At 46.9% G+C, this 18,650-nt stretch carries 21 protein-coding genes and 1 pseudogene; 16 read left to right on the forward strand and 6 right to left on the reverse strand.

All coding sequences use genetic code 11. The features are described 5' to 3' along the window. The first annotated feature begins 3 nt into the window (after positions 1-3). Together M654_RS04965 and M654_RS04970 are read left to right on the forward strand one after the other, a co-directional pair. On the forward strand, positions 4-1,266 hold the full coding sequence (locus tag M654_RS04965; RefSeq protein ID WP_026588652.1) for a pyridoxal-phosphate-dependent aminotransferase family protein: 1,263 nt from the start codon (positions 4-6) through the stop codon (positions 1,264-1,266). Further along, positions 1,253-2,620, forward strand: coding sequence for an allantoinase (locus M654_RS04970; RefSeq protein ID WP_026588651.1), 1,368 nt, complete (start codon positions 1,253-1,255; stop codon positions 2,618-2,620). The genes M654_RS04965 and M654_RS04970 overlap by 14 nt, the downstream gene beginning before the upstream one ends. A gap of 33 nt (positions 2,621-2,653) precedes the next feature. Here M654_RS04970 and M654_RS04975 read toward each other — a convergent pair whose 3' ends face one another. After that, positions 2,654-3,241, reverse strand: coding sequence for a TetR/AcrR family transcriptional regulator (locus tag M654_RS04975; RefSeq protein WP_026588650.1), 588 nt, complete (start codon positions 3,239-3,241; stop codon positions 2,654-2,656). Between the two features lie 90 nt (positions 3,242-3,331). On the opposite strand from M654_RS04975, the gene M654_RS04980 reads away from it, so the two are divergent. The 8 genes from M654_RS04980 (at position 3,332) to M654_RS05015 (ending at position 10,319) form a co-directional block, all read left to right on the forward strand. Continuing rightward, entirely contained in the window at positions 3,332-3,865 is a 534-nt protein-coding gene (locus tag M654_RS04980; protein ID WP_026588649.1) for a hypothetical protein, read from the forward strand. A gap of 345 nt (positions 3,866-4,210) precedes the next feature. Next, entirely contained in the window at positions 4,211-5,062 is an 852-nt protein-coding gene (locus tag M654_RS04985) for a DUF72 domain-containing protein (protein WP_026588648.1), read from the forward strand. Between the two features lie 15 nt (positions 5,063-5,077). Next, positions 5,078-5,899, forward strand: a complete 822-nt coding sequence (locus tag M654_RS04990; RefSeq protein ID WP_026588647.1) for a sulfite exporter TauE/SafE family protein — start codon at positions 5,078-5,080, stop codon at positions 5,897-5,899. Between the two features lie 19 nt (positions 5,900-5,918). Further along, entirely contained in the window at positions 5,919-7,289 is a 1,371-nt protein-coding gene (locus M654_RS04995) for a bifunctional metallophosphatase/5'-nucleotidase (protein ID WP_026588646.1), read from the forward strand. A gap of 72 nt (positions 7,290-7,361) precedes the next feature. Continuing rightward, positions 7,362-7,667 (forward strand): YunC family protein, encoded by a 306-nt coding sequence (locus tag M654_RS05000; RefSeq protein WP_026588645.1) that lies wholly within the window; start codon positions 7,362-7,364, stop codon positions 7,665-7,667. Between the two features lie 67 nt (positions 7,668-7,734). Then, positions 7,735-8,508 carry a sporulation protein YunB gene (gene yunB, locus M654_RS05005; protein WP_026588644.1) on the forward strand — a complete coding sequence of 258 codons (774 nt, stop codon included), beginning with the start codon at positions 7,735-7,737 and terminating at the stop codon, positions 8,506-8,508. Positions 8,509-8,691: 183 nt separating this feature from the next. Continuing rightward, a complete protein-coding gene (locus tag M654_RS05010) occupies positions 8,692-10,221 on the forward strand; it encodes a sodium-dependent transporter (RefSeq protein ID WP_026588643.1) in 1,530 nt (509 codons plus the stop codon). Beyond that, positions 10,218-10,319, forward strand: coding sequence for a methionine/alanine import family NSS transporter small subunit (locus M654_RS05015; protein ID WP_142246043.1), 102 nt, complete (start codon positions 10,218-10,220; stop codon positions 10,317-10,319). The genes M654_RS05010 and M654_RS05015 overlap by 4 nt, the downstream gene beginning before the upstream one ends. A 35-nt stretch (positions 10,320-10,354) precedes the next feature. On the opposite strand, the gene M654_RS05020 is transcribed toward M654_RS05015, so the two are convergent. Then, positions 10,355-11,335 (reverse strand): M23 family metallopeptidase, encoded by a 981-nt coding sequence (locus M654_RS05020; protein WP_026588642.1) that lies wholly within the window; start codon positions 11,333-11,335, stop codon positions 10,355-10,357. Positions 11,336-11,566: 231 nt separating this feature from the next. On the opposite strand from M654_RS05020, the gene lipA reads away from it, so the two are divergent. Continuing rightward, positions 11,567-12,478, forward strand: coding sequence for a lipoyl synthase (lipA, locus tag M654_RS05025; protein WP_268884390.1), 912 nt, complete (start codon positions 11,567-11,569; stop codon positions 12,476-12,478). A 37-nt stretch (positions 12,479-12,515) separates the two neighbouring features. Here lipA and M654_RS05030 read toward each other — a convergent pair whose 3' ends face one another. Further along, entirely contained in the window at positions 12,516-13,145 is a 630-nt protein-coding gene (locus M654_RS05030; RefSeq protein WP_026588640.1) for a YhcN/YlaJ family sporulation lipoprotein, read from the reverse strand. Positions 13,146-13,248: 103 nt separating this feature from the next. Here M654_RS05030 and M654_RS05035 point away from each other — a divergent pair, with 103 nt between their 5' ends. The 3 genes from M654_RS05035 to M654_RS05045 are packed head-to-tail and all read left to right on the forward strand — an operon-like array spanning position 13,249 to position 14,772. Further along, positions 13,249-13,524 (forward strand): YutD family protein, encoded by a 276-nt coding sequence (locus tag M654_RS05035; protein ID WP_026588639.1) that lies wholly within the window; start codon positions 13,249-13,251, stop codon positions 13,522-13,524. Between the two features lie 17 nt (positions 13,525-13,541). Next, positions 13,542-13,982, forward strand: coding sequence for a DUF86 domain-containing protein (locus M654_RS05040; protein WP_026588638.1), 441 nt, complete (start codon positions 13,542-13,544; stop codon positions 13,980-13,982). A gap of 19 nt (positions 13,983-14,001) precedes the next feature. Further along, positions 14,002-14,772, forward strand: a complete 771-nt coding sequence (locus M654_RS05045; protein ID WP_026588637.1) for a TIGR01457 family HAD-type hydrolase — start codon at positions 14,002-14,004, stop codon at positions 14,770-14,772. A gap of 77 nt (positions 14,773-14,849) precedes the next feature. Here the strand turns inward: M654_RS05045 and M654_RS05050 are convergent, their stop codons facing one another. From M654_RS05050 to M654_RS05060, 3 genes and pseudogenes are all read right to left on the reverse strand, one after another. Continuing rightward, positions 14,850-15,338, reverse strand: a complete 489-nt coding sequence (locus M654_RS05050; RefSeq protein WP_026588636.1) for a DUF4825 domain-containing protein — start codon at positions 15,336-15,338, stop codon at positions 14,850-14,852. Between the two features lie 160 nt (positions 15,339-15,498). Continuing rightward, a pseudogene (locus M654_RS05055) lies at positions 15,499-15,751 on the reverse strand (IS1/IS1595 family N-terminal zinc-binding domain-containing protein); the annotation flags it as partial. A gap of 60 nt (positions 15,752-15,811) precedes the next feature. After that, the gene (locus M654_RS05060) at positions 15,812-16,312 is read right to left on the reverse strand and encodes a phosphatidylglycerophosphatase A family protein (RefSeq protein ID WP_026588635.1); all 501 of its coding nucleotides are present in this window, start codon (positions 16,310-16,312) and stop codon (positions 15,812-15,814) included. Between the two features lie 149 nt (positions 16,313-16,461). On the opposite strand from M654_RS05060, the gene yutH reads away from it, so the two are divergent. Beyond that, positions 16,462-17,469 carry a spore coat putative kinase YutH gene (gene yutH, locus M654_RS05065; protein WP_026588634.1) on the forward strand — a complete coding sequence of 336 codons (1,008 nt, stop codon included), beginning with the start codon at positions 16,462-16,464 and terminating at the stop codon, positions 17,467-17,469. A gap of 81 nt (positions 17,470-17,550) precedes the next feature. After that, positions 17,551-18,513 (forward strand): 2-hydroxyacid dehydrogenase, encoded by a 963-nt coding sequence (locus tag M654_RS05070; RefSeq protein WP_026588633.1) that lies wholly within the window; start codon positions 17,551-17,553, stop codon positions 18,511-18,513. The last annotated feature ends 137 nt before the right edge of the window (positions 18,514-18,650 follow it).

Below are 18,650 nucleotides of genomic sequence, written 5' to 3' on the forward strand. Positions count from 1 at the left end.
ACAATGACAATCGGAGAAATGAAGATTCCAAAACGGACGATCATGACCCCGGGGCCGGTCGAGGTGCATCCAAGAGTGCTGAGCGCACTCTCAAATCCTATAGTGGGGCAATTTGATCCGGTATTTACAGAAATGATGAACGAAGTCATGCAGCTCTTGAGGCAGATTTTCCGGACGAAAAACAAGTGGGCGTTTCCGGTCGACGGGACATCAAGAGCAGGACTCGAAGCCGTGCTTGCGAGCATCATCTTCCCGAAAGACAAGGTGCTCATCCCGATTTTCGGAAGATTCGGCTCCCTTTTGGCCGAAATCTGTGAACGCTATCACGCAGATGTGTATACGATGGAATGTCCTTGGGGAGAGGTTTTTGCCCCGGAGGACGTCATCGCTGAAATCAATCGGGTCAAACCAGATATCGTTGCGATTGTGCACGGGGAGACATCGACCGGATGCATTCAGCCCCTTCGGGAAATCGGCCGGGCCTGCCGCGAGCTCGATGTTTTGTGTGTTGTCGACGCGGTGGCTACAACCGGCGGCACGGATGTGAATACGGATGAGTGGTGTCTTGACGCCGTCATCGCCGGCACGCAAAAGTGCCTGTCCGTTCCTTCGGGGATGGCGCCGATCACGTTTAACAGCCGGATAGAAGAGCGGATCAACCAACGGAAAAAGGTCGAACAGGGCATTGCGACAGAACAAGATTTGCTGCGGGAAGGCGGTTGTATGCCTGTCGCCAGCAATTATTTTGACATCAGTCAGCTGATGGATTACTGGAGCCCGAGACGGCTGAACCACCACACAGAAGCGACTTCCATGCTGTACGGTTTACGGGAAGGGGCCCGTCTCGTTCTTGAAGAAGGGCTTTCCGAGCGTTTTAAAAGACACCGCCTTCATGAAGCGGCTTTAATAGAAGGAATCAAAGCAATGGGCTTGGACTTGTTCGTGGAAGGAGAGAAGAAGCTTGCGACTGTCACATGTGTCAAAGTGCCGGATCAGATTGACGCAGATCAGGTCAGAAGGATGATGCTCGCCGATTTCGGGGTGGAAATCGCCAGCTCATTCGGTCCCCTGCACGGCAGGATTTGGCGGATCGGAACAATGGGATACAGCTGCCGAAAAGAGAATGTCCTGTTTACCTTGGCTGCGCTTGAAGCGGTTCTGCTTCAGACCGGGGCATCCGTTCTGCCGGGAAAAGCACTGCAGGCTGCCCTTTCCTTTTATCATGAAAAAGCTGCTGCAGAGGAGGAGTTTCATGAAAAAGTATGACTTGCTGCTGCAAGGTGCCGAAGCGGTCTGTCCTGAAGGTGTGAAAAAAACGGATATCGGCGTAAAAGACGGAATCATCATAGAGCTCGGCGAGCTTGATGAAAACATGGCTGAAAAGGTTTTTCAGGCTGAAGGACTGCACGTCTTCCCGGGAACGGTCGACTGCCATGTCCATTTCAGCGAACCGGGCCGGGCAAATTGGGAAGGGATCGCAAACGGCTCGCAAATGATGGCTGCCGGCGGATGCACCACTTATTTTGATATGCCTTTAAACGGCATTCCCTCAACCGTCACCGTTGAGGCGCTGCGGGAGAAGGCTGACATTGCCAAAGAGAAGTCCCTCACCGATTTTGCGCTTTGGGGCGGCCTTGTTCCCGGAAATCGGGAGCAGCTCAGAAAGATGGCCGATGCCGGAGCGATCGGTTTTAAGGCCTTTCTTTCCATGTCTGGAAATGACGAATTTCAAGCTTCCGACGATATGACACTCTTACACGGCATGAAAGAAATTGCATCCTGTGGGAACATCCTGGCGCTTCATGCTGAAAGTGATGCCATTACCAAGTTTCTGCAAAAAGAAGCGGAAAACGGCGGGATGACGGACGGGGATGCCTATGCTGCTTCAAGGCCGCCTGAGGCCGAAGCAGAAGCGGTTTTCCGCGCCCTGCAATTTGCCCGGATCACGGGCTGTCCGCTTCATTTTGTGCATATCAGTACAAAGGAAGCGGTCGATTTGATTGGGGAAGCGAGACAGGAAGGTATGAACGTGTCATTGGAAACGTGTCCGCATTATCTCCTCTTTGATCATGGGGCGGTTTTAGAAAAAGGGGCTGTGGCTAAATGTGCGCCTCCGCTGCGTTCAAAAGACCGGCAATCGGCACTTGTCAAAGCTTTGCTTGCAGGGAAAATCGATTTCGTCTCTTCAGATCATTCCCCATGCCCTCAGGCATTAAAAGAAGGCGAAAACTTTTTTAGTGTATGGGGCGGGATCAGCGGCGGACAGTTCACCCTGCTTGCGATAATCGAGCTCGCTTTGGCAAACAAAGCGCCGCTCGTAAAGGCGGCGGAATGGACGGCGCGGGCTCCAGCTGAGCGCTTTGGCCTTGGCGAACGAAAGGGACAAATTAAAATCGGCTATGATGCCGACTTTGCAGTGGTGAATCTGTCGGAGACGTTTACTGTGACAAAGGAAAATATGTTTGCGAGGCATCAGCACAGCCTTTATGAAGGCCATGTCTTTCCCTGCCGTATCACGGCTGTCTTCAATCGGGGCAGGCTTGTCTTTGATGGTGAGGGGACGTCTGAAGAAGCCGGGGGAGAGTGGCTTAAAAACAAAGCATATTCAGAGATTTGCTAAAAGTAAAACAGCCCGGCACACCGGGCTGTTTCATCATTTTTTCAATGCTTTGAAATGGCTTGTCAATATGGAATCGATCATTTCGGCTGTGACTCGTTCGGGCTCAAAGAGGGTGTGCAGCGCCAATCCGTCAACAAGTGCATACAGCCGTTCTGTTTCCCGGCTCACATCAATACCGGACATCTCACCGGATCTATTGATTGTATCGACAGCCAGTCTGCAGGCTGAATAAATTTCTTCATTCATCTCCTTCGTTAACGGTCTGAGCGCCGGGTCACTGAGCGATTTCACCGTAAATGAAAGCCAAGCCTCCATTTCCAGTTTTCTTTCTTCGTCTATGGGCAAAAGCTGGAGGAGAAGCTGTTTGACACACTCGACAGGTGTTCCTGTAAACCTCATATTTTCAATCCGCACTTTTACCCTGTTTGTGACAAGCTTCATTGAGTAAATCAACAGTTCAGACTGGTTTGGAAAATAGTGCCGCAAAGAACCTGCGGAGAGTCCGGCCTCCTTTGCAATCTTCCGGACGGTGCACTGTTCCAAACCTTCGCTGTGAATCACATTCCAAACGGCTTCGGCTATCTTCTCTTTTTGTTTTTCATGATCAACGATTTTTGGCATATATTTATTATAACACGGTTGTGTTATTTAATACATGTGTGTTATTATTTTTTTGACACGTTTGTATTAAAAAGGAGAGGCCAACATTAGATGATCGGTTTATTGATAATCGCCTGTGAAATTGGATTCTGGATCTTTATTCTGATGGGACTGTTTTTTCGATATATTGCAAGGAAGAAGACAATCGGCATGATCATGTTTGCTTGCACCCCTGTGTTGGATTTGCTTTTGCTGATAGCGACAGCGGCCGATCTGCATAATGGGGCGAAAGCGGACACACTGCACGGTTTGGCTGCCATATATATCGGAGTCAGCATCGCATTCGGCAGCCGCATGATCAAATGGGCCGATGCCAGGTTCGCCTACCGTTTTGCCGGGGGCCCGAAGCCTGATAAGGGACCGCAATACGGCAAAGAACATGCCAAAAGAGAGCGTGAAGGCTGGCTGCGCCATTTGCTGGCCTGGGCGGTTGGAGCGGCGATTTTAGCCGGAATGCATCTCTACATCGGTGACGCGGAAAGAACCGAGCCCCTCATACGGCTCGCGTCTTTATGGACGCTTATTCTTGCGATCGATTTTCTTTACAGCTTCAGCTTTACTCTTTTTCCTAAGAAAGCGCGTTAAAGGAGCCGGAGATTCCGGCTTCTCAGCGTGTCGACAAACCCTCGCATTCGTTGTCAGGCCTGCGCTTCGGTGCTCACGAATTATTACAAGGATCGGCGACTAATTGCGCAGGCGTCCTGCCTGAACGCCGCCGTCATCACATCCTGTGAAAGTCTGCTCCGATGCTCGGCCTTCCTAGTCTGCAAGGGTTTTCAATCACGCTGAAAGGATGAAAAAAGAAGCCGGGATCCGGCTTCTTTTTTACGGAAAAGAATTCCGCCTCTAAAAAAGGAAAAGCTACAAACAGGCCTAAATATAAGATTCTGAAAAAAACCTGTGATAAACTAAAAAGAGAGGTGAACTGCATTGATTTATATCGGATTAACGGGATGGGGGGACCATGACAGCCTGTATCCGCCCAAAACGAGCAGCCAAAACAAACTGATCCACTATTCCGCTCACTTTCCGATCGTAGAATTGGATGCGAGCTTTTATGCGATTCAGCCGGAGCGGAACAATGAAAAATGGGTGAAAGAAACGCCGGAATCCTTTCAGTTTATCATAAAGGCTTACCAGGGGATGACCGGTCATCAGCGCGGGGAAATCCCCTTTGAATCGAAAGATGAAATGTTTGACGCCTTCAAGCTTTCCTTAACGCCATACATAAAAGCAAACAAGCTAGCGATGGTGCTGTTTCAGTTTCCGCCATGGTTTGACTGCCGGAAGGAAAATGTCGATTACTTAAGATGGTGCAAAGAGAAAATGGGAGACATTCCGTGCGCCCTCGAATTCAGGCACCGGTCATGGTTTATCCCGCAGTTTTACGATAAGACGCTCGCCTTCATGGGGGAGCAAAACTGGATTCACAGCATTTGCGATGAACCGCAGATCGGTGAAGGCAGCATTCCGACCGTCCTTCATGCGACAGACAGCGAAAAAACGCTCGTCCGCTTCCACGGGCGCAATAAAGAGGGATGGACAAGGCCGTCTTCAGGGCAAAACTGGCGGGAAGTCAGGTATTTGTATTTATATAATAAACAGGAACTGCTCGACTGGAAGGAAAACCTGGAGCTGCTAAAACAGCAGTCAAAAAATCTATATGTGCTGTTTAACAACAATTCCGGAGGAGATGCCGCCGAAAACGGCAAACAAATGATGGAATTGTTGGATCTTGACTATAAAGGGCTCACGCCAAGACAGCTCGATTTATTCAGCTAGAAAAGAGGACTTTTTATGGAATATTTCATACTGATCGTACTTGGATTCATCGCCGGAACCATCGGCAGTCTTGTCGGTCTAGGAGGAGGAGTGGTCATTGTTCCTTCTCTGCTTTTTTTAGCCGGCATTCACGGGATGTTTGAACATGTGACACCGCAAATAGCGGTGGGCACATCGCTTCTCGTCATCATTTTTACGGGGCTCTCTTCAACGATAGCTTATATGAAGTATAAAACCGTCGATTACAAGAGCGGTCTTATTTTTTTCATCGGATCAGGGCCCGGAAGCATCGCCGGGGCGCATGTTTCCAAGTATTTCAGCGCAGATTCGTTTTCCCTGTGGTTCGGGATGTTTATGATTCTCATATCCCTTTCCCTAATGCTTAAGAAAAAATTAAAAGCTGCCGATCGGGAACATGCCGGCATCATCCGTACCTTTAAAGATGACGAAGGCCGGGATTACACGTATTCCTACCATCCGCTCACCGGAATTGCGATCGCGTTTTTTGTCGGCTTCCTCGGCGGATTATTCGGCATTGGGGGCGGCTCATTGATGGTGCCGGCGATGATGCTGCTGTTTTTGTTTCCGACCCGCGTCGCTGTTGCAACATCGATGTTTATCATTTTTCTGTCGTCTGTTGCGGGTTCTGTCGGCCATGTCATCTCAGGCCATGTCGATTGGCTCTATGCATTGGCGCTCATTCCCGGCGCATGGTTTGGCGGACAGCTAGGCGCCCTGATCAATAAAAAAATGCAGACGAAAACAATCGTTGTCATCATGCGGTTTGTTCTGATTCTGATCGGACTCAGATTAATCTATCAGGGTGTATTCAGTTAAACATTAGGGAGAGATTTGCATGCGGAAAAAGCTCCATATTTATCATACAAACGATTTGCACAGCCATTTTGAAAACTGGCCGAAAATCGTTGATTATATCCAGATACAAAGGCAAAAACACGCGGATCAACAGGAAGAGGTGCTTCTGTTCGATATCGGCGATCACGTCGACAGGTTTCACCCGATATCAGAAGCGTCGTTCGGAAAAGCGAATGTGGAGCTCCTGAATCATCTGCACTATGACGCCGTCACGATCGGAAATAATGAAGGAATCACATTGCCGCATCAAGAGCTGGATACGCTCTATGACGGCGCCTCATTTCCGGTCATTGTCTCCAACTTGTTCGACATGAGGGGAAACCGGCCGCCCTGGGTGCAGCCTTATATGATCAAAACGCTGACGGGCGGCATCACCCTTGCGATCCTCGGTGTGACGGTTCCCTATTATCCGATTTACGCCCAGCTCGATTGGAAAGTCACGGATGCATTCGCAAGCATTGCCGAGATATTGCAAGAGATAAAAGGAAAAGCGGATATCACAATTCTTCTCTCTCACCTGGGCATTTTAGACGATGAGCGCGCAGCGAAAGCATTTCCCGAAATCGATGTGATCCTTGGCTCACACACCCATCATCTGCTTGAAGACGGCATGTTGAAAGACGGCGTGTTGCTCGCCTGCGCTGAAAAATTCGGACACTATGTCGGCCATGTTGAACTCGAGTTCGATAAACGGCTGGAAGCTAAAAAGGCAAGCGTTCTGAAAACGGCCGACTGGAAAAACGAATCGAAAGAAGCTGTGCTGATGCTGAACAAACAGGAAAAAGAGGCAAAACGGCAGCTGCAGGAATTCGTGACGGTCCTGGATCAGCCGCTTGAAGCCGCCTGGTTTCGAACATCGCCTTTGCCGCAACTGCTCGCTGACGCCCTGAAGGAATGGTGTGATGCCGAAATCGGAATGGTCAACGCCGGGATTGTGCTTGAATCTCTTTTGGAAGGTCCTGTCACAAAAGAAGACATTCATCGCATTTGTCCGCATCCGATCAATCCGGTCGCCGTTCAGCTGACAGGAGCCGAGCTTAAAGAAATCGTCCGCATAGCTTCGCTCAAGGAAACGGAGCAGCTCCGCATCAAAGGGCTCGGCTTCCGCGGGAAAGTCATGGGGAAAATGATGTACTCAGGGCTTGACCCCGAAAAGCTCTCGGTCAATGGTGCGCAGCTTGAAACGGACAGGGTGTATAACATCGCCACCATTGACATGTTTACGCTCTCGAGACTGTTTCCCGCCATTCGCGATCGCCTTCATATCGACTATTTTATGCCCGAATTTTTGCGGGACCTGCTTTCCTGGAAGCTGAACAAGAAGGGCTCTTCAATCCGGCCGCGTGTATGAACCCCTGTCCGGAAAAGCCCGGAACATGTCTTTCCGCTTTATCATAGATTGGTGGTAAAGGGAGGGATTGCGATGGTAAACTTAACTCCGATCATGATCGAAGATCAGCCCTTCACGGCTGTCACCGTCAAATTGCCAAAAACGAATTTTATGGCGGTTGCAAACGACCATGGATATATTATGTGCGGAGCGCTTGACGTCGCGCTGCTGAACGATAAATTAAAGGAACGAAAGATCGTCGCGGCAAGGGCGGTCGGCGTCAGGACGATCGACCAGCTTCTCGAAGCCCCGCTCGAATCTGTGACAGATGCGGCGAAAGCGCTTGGCATCTATGAAGGGATGAGCGGGAAAGAGGCCCTTTTGAAAATGACGGAATAAAGTTGTCTGATTGAATCGTATATCCCCTCTTACAAGCATACACTTGTGATGTAAGGGGGGATTTTGCTTGCGAAGATTTCGCGGCCCTCTGTCAAAAAGAGGACCTTTGCCTTTTCGGTATGTCATGCTTCTTTCGTTTGTCTTTTTCATTCTTTCCACAACAGCCAGCTTATTGATTATCAACACATCAATCAAGCCGACGCTTCTGAACATCGCGGAGATGGAGACAAACAGGATTGCAACCCACGTCATCCAGGAAGCCGTTGAGGACTATATGAGCGAAGATGAAAATGTGAAAAACATGGTGGAGATGAAGTCGGATGAAAATGGAAAAGTGACGACGATCGACTTCAACTCCCATGTTCTCCGGGATATGCATTCGAAAATCACGAAACAGCTTCATCATAAGTTGAAAGAAACAGAAACGGAAGAATTTAATTCTTCTGCAAAAACGCCTAAAGACCGCCATGACGGTGTTATTTACAACATTCCTCTCGGACAGACAACCGGAAACTCGCTCCTTGGAAACCTGGGGCCAAAAATCCCTGTACGTCTCAATATCATCGGCGATGTCTTTACAGATTTCAAACAGAGCGTCAAACCATACGGCATTAATAACGCACTAATTAATATCGGCGTCCTTGTCGAGGTCAAAATTCGCGTGGTCATTCCGTTTGCGACAAAAACCGCGGTTGTCAAAAATACGGTTCCGGCGACGATTCAGGCGGTTCACGGAGATGTGCCAGACTTCTACAGCGGAAGCGGCAGCCAGACGGCGCCATCCATTCAGATTCCGTCCAAAGGCGAAAAAACGGACGAGAAATCCGATCAAAAAGAGTAAATGTTTCCAGGCATTCTGCAAAACCCATGCAGAATGCTTTTTTCATTTAAGCAAAAAGGACATGCGTCTATTTTCTTAAAAAAATACTTTGACATAGGCAAATAGACTGGATATACTATTCAATAATAATAATTAGAAAATTCACTGTTTTCTGATGTTTCAAAAAGGTAAAGGAGGAAGCTTATGGATAATCGTCCGCAATGGGGAACAAGAGCGGGTTTTATCATGGCTGCAGTCGGTTCTGCTATCGGTTTAGGGAATATTTGGAGATTTCCGGCTGTCGCTTATGAAAACGGTGGCGGCGCATTCTTTCTGCCGTATTTGTTTGCACTGTTAACCGCAGGAATTCCTCTTCTCATAATGGAATTTACAATCGGTCACAAATACAGAGGATCGGCTCCGCTGTCCTACGCCAGAATGGGGAAAGGAAAAGAATGGATCGGCTGGTGGCAAGTTGCGATATCATTTGTCATTTCAACTTATTATGCTGTTATCGTGGCCTGGGCCATATCCTACGCCGTCTTTTCCTTCAACTTGGGCTGGGGAAAAGATACAGAAAATTTCTTGATGAATGAATATTTAAACAGAGTTGATATCAGCGGCGGTGCAATCGGCCAATTCGGCGGCTTTGTGCCGGGTGTCTTGATCCCGCTGGCGATCGTTTGGATTGTCTCACTCGGCATTTTATTTGCCGGCGTCAAAAAAGGAATCGAAATTGCGAACCGGATTTTCATTCCGCTGCTTTTGGTCTTATTTTTAATCATCGTTGTTTATTCGGTTACGCTGGACGGAGCCGCGCAAGGGCTGAATGCGTTTTTCACCCCTGACTGGAGCCAGATTACAAACGGAAAAGTATGGGTTGCAGCCTACGGGCAAATTTTCTTCAGCCTGTCGATTGCCTTCGCGATCATGATTACGTATTCCAGCTATTTACCGAAGAAATCAGATATTACCAACAACGCGTTTATCACCGGATTCGGCAACTCCTCGTTCGAGCTTCTGGCGGGGATCGGCGTATTCAGCGCCCTTGGATTTATGGCGGCGCAGCAGGGTGTTCCGGTAAAAGAGGTTGTCTCTTCCGGCGTCGGCTTGGCATTTGTCGTCTTTCCGCAGATCATTAATGAGTTTCCGGCGTTTAATGTGCTGTTCGGCTTTTTATTCTTTGGCTCACTCGTTTTGGCGGGCTTGTCTTCTCTCATTTCGATCTCGGAAACCTATGTTGCCGCAATTCAGGATAAATTTAATGTGCCGCGGCGGAAGGCCGTCCTCTTCGGCGGAGGAGCCGCTGCCGTTTGTTCATTGGTGTTTGCTACAAAAGGCGGCTTGTTCTTCCTTGATGCGGCCGACTACTTTATCAATAATTTCGGTGTCGCGCTTGCCGGGTTGATTGAAGTCATCGCCATCGCTTGGTTTGCCAGAGAGCTCAAATCTCTTCAGGCTCACGCAAATTCGGTTTCCGACATTCAGCTGGGCGCATGGTGGAGAATTTGTTTAAGTGTTGTCACTCCGCTTGTATTGGGCTATATGATGTTTGATAATATCAAAACGAATCTGACAACGGCTTATGGCGATCTGCCGATGGAATTTTTGCTGAAGTGGGGCTGGTGTGTGGCGATCGGCGCCATCGCAGCCGGCATTTTGCTCTCGTTTTCAAAATGGAAGAATGGGATCACATATACGTCACTTCATCAAGATAAGGAGGTTTCCTCATGAGCGGCGCAGCTATTGCTATGATGGCAGCAGGCATCATCATCATTTGGGGAGGATTGGCCGCAAGCATCACAAACGCGGTCGCAAAAAGCAAAAAGTAAATAAACATCCCTATTCGGCTGAATAGGGATGTTTTTTATTTTTTCTTTCTGATTTCCTTTCGTTCCCAGGCCCTCAAGTGAGGATACGGATCAAAAGACCATTCGGTTCTTCCATTATCTTTATACATCCCATAGTGAAGGTGGGGAGGGAATTTTCCGGCTGTCCCGGGCGGCCCGTATCCCGTATTGCCGACCGACCCGATGACCTGTCCCGGTTCAACGATCTGTCCGACTTTCAATCCTTTCGTGAACCCGTTGAGATGGGCAAAGTAGTGGTACGTATTATTGATATCTCTGATGCCGATTCTCCATCCGCCGAAGCGGTTCCAGCCTTTCATTTCAATAATCCCATAGCATGTGGATCGTACGGGCAGGCCGAAGTGGGCAAACAAGTCAGTTCCCTCATGTATACGTCTTCCCCCGAATCCGCGGGCGTCTCCCCACGTGCTTCTGTAGCTGTAATCAGATTTGACCGGCAGGGGAAAAGCGTGTTTTCCCAAATCGATGTGGCCATAGGTTTGGAAAAGTCTCATAAATCCTGAAATAATTCCGACCGTCTGATCCCTTTCATAAAATTCCCACAATCCGATGCGGATGTTATCGATATCTCTTCCATATGTCAGCAAGTATTGGCCGAACGTATAAAGGACATCTTCATCCTGATCAGATTCAGCCCGTCCGTCTCCGTTTCCATCCATTCCGATTCCGTCAAACACTTTGATGCTGAGCGGAGATGTATCGTTAGGATTCGGATTTTCCGGCCCGCTCCAAACGCTTTGCGGAATATAGATTCCGGTGTAGCCTTTTTGCTTTGGCAGGTCTCTTCGGTTTTTGCGGATGTTGATTTCATATTGATCGACTGCTGCAAAAACATACCAGGGAATATGTGTGGCCGCCTCTGTTTTATGATAAAGCGCCATTCTCGTCTGCAGATCCGGCTCTTTCTTTTCCTGCCCGAAAGCCGCGGGCTGCGAGCTGAACAAAAGGAGGATGAGAACGGATAATACAACTTTCACAGTGTCCTTAGCTCCTTTCCGTTTGAATACATTTAGTTTGTGACATATACAGGGAACGATAATATGAAAATGTTAGTAATTACATGTCATGCAATCAACCACTTGTTCACAAATCTGTACTATGTTAAAGTGACTAAAGATGACGATTTAATTTTTAAGCGGTTCCAAAACGAGGGGACATATCCGGCGTTATGTCAGAAATTTCATATCTGAACTTGACTACAATCCACGATGGAGATGATGGAATTGGCAAAGAAAGACGAGCACCTGAGAAAGCCCGAATGGCTTAAAATCAAGCTGAACACAAATGAGAACTACACGGGCTTGAAAAAATTGATGAGAGAAAACAACCTGCATACGGTTTGTGAAGAAGCGAAATGTCCGAATATTCATGAATGCTGGGCCGTCAGACGAACTGCGACCTTTATGATTCTCGGTTCTGTCTGCACGAGAGCATGCCGCTTCTGTGCGGTGAAAACCGGATTGCCGACAGAGCTTGACTTAAATGAACCGGAACGCGTCGCAGATTCCGTCAGCATCATGAATCTGAAACACGCGGTGATCACTGCGGTTGCCCGCGATGATTTAAAAGACGGAGGAGCAGGCGTTTTTGCTGAAACTGTACGCGCTGTCCGCAGAAAAAGCCCGTTTACGACGATTGAAGTTCTCCCTTCTGACATGGGCGGAGACTATGATAACTTAAAAACGCTGATGGATACCCGGCCTGACATTCTAAACCACAACATCGAGACGGTCCGCCGCCTGACGCCGAGAGTCCGCGCACGAGCTACATATGACAGATCTTTGGAATTTTTGCGCCGCGCAAAAGAGATGCAGCCTGATATTCCGACGAAATCCAGCATCATGATCGGCCTCGGCGAAACAAAAGAGGAGATCATTGAGACAATGGATGACCTGCTTGCGAATCAAGTTGATATTATGGCGATCGGCCAATATCTGCAGCCGTCTAAAAAACATATCAAAGTGCAAAAGTACTATCACCCTGATGAATTTGCCGAACTGAAAGAAATCGCTATGGAAAAAGGCTTCAGTCATTGTGAAGCAGGGCCGCTTGTCCGTTCTTCATACCATGCCGATGAACAGGTGAATGAAGCCTCCAAAAAGCGGCAGGCTCAGGCATAACGAAAAAAACGCCAGAACATTTCTGGCGTTTTTTATGTTAGGATCCCGTATTTTTCCCTTTTCCGTCAAGATCGGTTTCTTCATCATCCATCTCTGTCGTTGCCTTTCCCTGCGGCGATTTTTGCATGTCTTTAATCGTATCAGCCATCAGCTGATCGACGTTCCTTGAGTTGGAACCGAGCCGGCTGAAATTGGCGATCGATTGCATCAAGCTGGCATCATCGGAAATGTAAATCTTGTAATACCTTGGAATAACCGATGCGGCCGTCTTTTTCACCTGATCCGCCGTCTCTTCCCGCTCTTTGGTATCCGTTTGATAGACGACGAGCGCCTCCTCATCTGTGACAAGCGCTGAGGCATCTTGAATATTGGGAAGCTGAACCGTTAAACTAGAGATAATATGGGCCATTTCTTCCCGATTGATTTTGGGAGCCCGCATTTTTTCTTTGTTTGCAACAGGTGTTGCCTGATGACGTGCATAACCGAATCTGCCTTTTCGGTCATCGTACGGGTTTGTTTCGTTGTATTGGCGGTTCTTGTCCGCCACATGAACGGTATTCCCGTCTTTCTCATAAATATCGTTGTTGTTTTCTGTGTCATTTAACGCCGCCTGGCATCCGGCGAGCGGCGCCAGCAGCAGTCCTATGAAAAGTAGTTGTTTATTCATTCTGCATTTCCTCCTTGTCTTTAGCTTTTCCAAAGCGGAGGAAATATTCTTAGCAATTGATGGCGGCCTGGGTTTGAATTATCATATAAAAGAGGTGAAAAGAATGATTGTCGTCCAGAACGCTGCATTTGAAGTCGTCAAAGATGTAAAAAACGGTTTTAATGAAGAAGCATTCAAAGCCAGATACTCAGACATTTTAAACAAATACGACTATATTGTCGGAGACTGGGGTTACAGCCAGCTGAGGCTGAAGGGCTTTTTTGACGATCAAAATCAAAAGGCCACATTTGATACAAAAATCAGCACCCTTGATGAATATATTTACGAATACTGCAATTTTGGATGTGCCTATTTTGTGTTAAAACGAATGCGAAAATAAATGGGGGTGTCAAGCTGATGTATTTTGTCGATCGAAACAAAATCGAAAGCACGCTGAACTTTCTTGAAGACGAACTCCGCCTGTTTCATGCGCACGAAGAATGGACTTCCGCTATCGAAAAAAAAGCGCTTGAACGAATCGGCCATACAGTGATCGAATGCATCTTGGATGTAGGAAACGATATGATTGACGGCTTTATTATGAGAGACCCGGGAAGCTATGACGACATCATGGATATACTGATGGATGAAAAGGTTGTCGGCAAAACAGAAGGAGACGGCCTGAAAGATGTGATCGCCTATCGAAAAACACTGGTTCAGGACTACTTGCACGTGAATCATGAACAACTGGTGAAGCTGCTTGAAGAGCACGCGGAAACGCTTGGACGTTTTCCAGCCCGAATCCGCGATTATTTGAACAATGAACTCGGTCCTGTATCGGCATTTAAACCGCATTAAAAAAACTGGAGTGTACAACATGAAAACATACAAAGGATACTTAATTGATCTAGACGGAACAATGTACAAAGGAACGGAAAAAATCGATGAAGCGTGCGAATTTGTCAGAAAGCTGAAAGAACGCGGCATCCCATACTTATTCGTCACCAACAACTCGTCCCGCACTCCGAAACAGGTCGCGGACAAGCTCGTTTCTTTTGACATTCCGGCAACCGAAGAACAGGTATTTACGACAAGCATGGCGACCGCGAATTTCATCGCCGAACAAAAACCCGGCGCTTCCGTATACGTCATTGGTGAAGAAGGAATCCGCCAGGCCATCGAACAAAAAGGCTTGACATTCGGCGGAGAAAACGCCGATTTTGTCGTTGTCGGCATTGACCGCGGCATTACATATGAGAAGCTTGCTGTCGGCTGTCTCGCGATTCGCAACGGAGCGACATTCATTTCCACGAACGGCGATATCGCCATTCCGACTGAAAGAGGTCTGTTGCCGGGAAACGGCTCACTGACATCTGTGTTAACCGTTTCCACGCGGACAGAGCCGATTTTCATCGGCAAGCCTGAACCGATCATTATGAAGCAGGCGATGAAAGTGCTTGGCACGGACATCAGTGAAACGCTGATGGTCGGGGACAACTATGACACAGATATCATGGCAGGCATGAATTCCGGTATGGATACGCTTCTTGTCCATACAGGCGTGACCAAAAAAGAGCATCTTGAAGCCTATCCGGAAAAGCCGACCTATGTGATCGATTCGCTGACAGAATGGATCGAGCGTATTTAAATATAGGCTCTGTTAAAGTTTGTTGTTGAAAATAACCTTTAAATAAAGATTGCTCTTATCCAGAGCAATCTTATTTTTTACTGGTGAAAAAATTGATTAACTGAGTCCTCAGACTTTAGGTGTTCTTGTACCAGTTTCTTTAAGTCTTGTTCATTTTTATACACATCCAATTTATTGTTGTACCAATTTTGTAATTTCTCTTTTGATACAGTGAATTCTTGGTCTGGAAACTTGAATGTAATCCAATCCACATTTTTGATTAAAGCAAAAAGAAATGTGGAATTTGAGATAACAGTTTCCTTTATTTCTTGATCTGCTTTTTTTGCATCTATATCTTTATATTCCAAAGTAATTCCATATGGTTCTTTCTTGGTCTTGAGTGAAACTTGATTCAACTCTTTGTTGTGTGCCAATTGTTTTACGATATTTACAACTGCACTGTTGTCACCCACATATGAATTCTTATATTGAAACAAATCTGTTTTTGAATCAGCATTTAGGCTACATCCACTAAATAATATCATTAGCGATAACAATGAAATGAAATAAATGGTGATACGCTTCACTATTTCCTCTCCTTTTATTTGATTTTTTTAGCTGATTTTATCATATACAATAAAATCCCTTCTCAAAATTTCTTGTTTTAGGGTTTTCAATGTAATCAATTTATAGAGAATTTAGAAAGTCATAGGATATCATAAGTATCTGTCATTTCAAATAAAAGTGATTGGTTGTGTCAGTAAAAGTCTTGTTACAGCACTTACAGCGATACCGCAGCCGACCAATATATTTTCCGAACCGAGCAACGTATTCCGATGAACAATGAGAACTCGAATCCTTCCTTGAAGCGAGTTTCCCTCATTTTATTGATTAAACGACCACCAGCGGAGGAAGAAGGTTCAACATAGCGTTTGACCCATTGATATACCTGTTCTTTTTTGGTGTGTGGTAATTTGTCGATATACTTAAATATCAACATTTATCTTTAACAGAGCCTAAATAAAAAACACTTGTTCCAAATGAACAAGTGTTTTTTGTTTTATTCCGCGTCTTTCGCACGGTGCGCCAGCCTGCTTGAAGCTGCGGCGGCGATGGCGCCGACGATATCATCCAAAAAGGTATGGCATTCGCCCGTTGATTTATCATTTAAACGGCCCAGCACCCCGGGTTTTATTTTATCGATGTATCCGTAGTTCGTATAGCCGATCGAACCGTATAGATTCACGATTGAAAAAGATAAAATTTCATCGACTCCATAAAGGCTTTCATCGGTTTCAATTAACGTTTGGAGAGGCTCAAGAAGCTTTTTCTCCTCCCCTAATATATCCAATTGAATGCCTGTGATCACTGCATTTTGCACTTCGCGCTTTTTCAGGACACGGTTGACATTCTCTTCACATTCTTTTTTTGTTAAGTTTGGATGATACGTTTTTTGCAGGATGTAGACAAGCTCGGCAATATCTGCGACCTTGACTCCCCGTTTCTCAAGCCACTCTTTTGCTGCTGTTTCGATTTGAGTCATGCTGTTGTTTTCCGGCATCATTTTTCACCCAATCTTTTTTACTTAGTGTATACAAATGTCCTTGAAAATGTAACGATTTTCAAAACTGTTTTTCCTGACGGATCATAATCGGGCGTCTTTTCGATTACGATGTGTTAGAAGGCCATTTTTTAGGAGCGCAGGTGATCATCATGAAGGATTTGATTAAAGAAAAGTTCGGCATTCACATCCGCGACATGACGTCATACCTTTCTTACCAGAGTTTTCAGACCCCGAACTCCATTTTTTTAATTGTTCCGGTTCCCCATTTAACACAGACTGAACTGGCGGAATTGTACGGTATGAGTCAGTATTTGCAAGAACAGCGGGACCCATACGTTTCAACTTTTATATTTACGAAGGACGGGGAGATGACCTTTGAGGATGGAGGCGCGACATATGTACTGCTTCAGGCTGCGCCTCGCTTTACGAACAGGTCGTTTCCATTCGGGGCGGAGCTTGCCGAATTTCATCAAAAAGGAAGAGGCTACCCGTATGAGGTAAAAGAAACCTCAAGGATCGGCCAGTGGAAAGAATTGTGGGGCAAGCGTCTTGATCAGCTTGAGCAATTCTGGATTCAAAAGTCCCAATCAAAGCAATTGGAACCCTTTGAAAAACAGTTTATCGAATCGTTTCCTTATTATCTTGGATTGACGGAAAACGCGATTCAGTACTTGGCTGACACAGAATTGGATGATCAGCCGCAATCGATGGATTCGGGAACGATTTGCCAGCAGCGCCTTTCAAGTGAGACATGGAAGCGGGAACCATTGATCAAAGTCCCGCTGGAATGGGTGTTTGATCATGCCGCCCGCGATCTTGCCGAATACACGCGAAGCATGTTTCAAGAAAACAATACCTTCAATGAAATCGCGTCATTCCTTCAACAATATGAACAAGTCACACCTCTTTCTTCATTTTCAAAACGGCTCCTGTACAGCAGGCTCCTGTTTCCGCTTCATTATTTTGAAACCGTTGAAGGCTATTATATCTCTTCCGAATCAGAGCACCATTACTTCGAGAACAAGCTTGATCATCTGCTGTCCCGCTCAGCGGCATATGAAAAGTTTCTGGGCGCCTTTCAGGAAATGGCCGCCATGAGAGGCGGAGGATATGCTGTCATACCTCTGGTCAATTGGCTGAAACGGACGCCTTAAAACGCCTGGGCGTCTTAACTTTTCCCGCTTTTTTCGATATGCTTAGAGTGGAAGCTATGCTTAGAAAGGAACGAGGCAGCAATGGAAAAACCGTTTGTCTATGTGACGAGAGCTTTACCTGAAGAACAGCTGTCTTCATTAAAAGAAGCGGCTCATATTGAAATGTGGGAAAAGGAAGATGAACCATGTCCGCGGGCGGTTCTGCTTGAAAAAGCGAAAACGGCCGCCGGACTTTTGACCATGCTTTCAGACCGGATCGACAGCGAGCTGCTGAGCGAAGCACGTCAACTAAAAGTGGTCGCCAACTTGGCGGTAGGGTATGACAATATCGATGTCGAAGCGGCAAAGAAGCACCGTGTCATTTGCTGCAACACGCCCGGTGTTTTGACAGAATCAACGGCAGATTTGACTTTCGCTTTATTAATGGCTGCATCAAGAAGGATCATCGAAGCAAGCGATTGGATCAAACAAGGCCGGTGGACAGGCTGGGGGCCGCTGCTGTTGGCCGGTGCAGATGTCCATCATAAAACGATCGGCATCGTCGGCATGGGAAGCATTGGACGGGCTGTTGCCCGCCGTGCGAAAGGCTTTGGTATGAAGATTTTGTATCACAACCGGAGCCGGAGCCAAGAGGCGGAAGCGGAGCTTGGCGCTGTCTATACATCTTTTCCTCAACTGCTTGAACAGTCCGACTTTGTCGTCTGTCTGACACCATTGACAAACGAAACAAAGCATCTGTTCAACCGTTCGGCTTTCCAAAAGATGAAGCGCACTGCCATTTTCATCAATGCTTCAAGAGGGCAGGTCGTTGATGAAGCCGATTTGTATGAAGCGCTTGTTAACAAAGAGATTAGAGGTGCGGGGCTTGACGTTTTTGCAGAGGAGCCGATTTCCAAAGATCATCCGCTCGTGAGTCTTCCTCAGGTAACCGCGCTCCCCCATATCGGAAGCGCTACTAATGAAACGCGGGAAGCGATGATGAGGCTTTGCGCTGAAAACATTGCCTTGGTTCTCGGCGGAGAACCGGCCAGGACCGAGCTTTGATTCTGTCTTCCGTCTCGATGAACGAGTCGGAAGATTTTCTCACAAAAATATTTCTGAATATATAGAATCTTGCTATATCAATGATTGAAGCGTTTTCATTATTTGCTTTCAACCATTGTCATCTTGTCAAAAAAACA

It is taken from the genome of Bacillus sp. NSP9.1 (assembly GCF_000465465.2).
In the GTDB taxonomy this organism is placed as follows: Bacteria; Bacillota; Bacilli; order Bacillales; family Bacillaceae; genus Bacillus; species Bacillus sonorensis_A.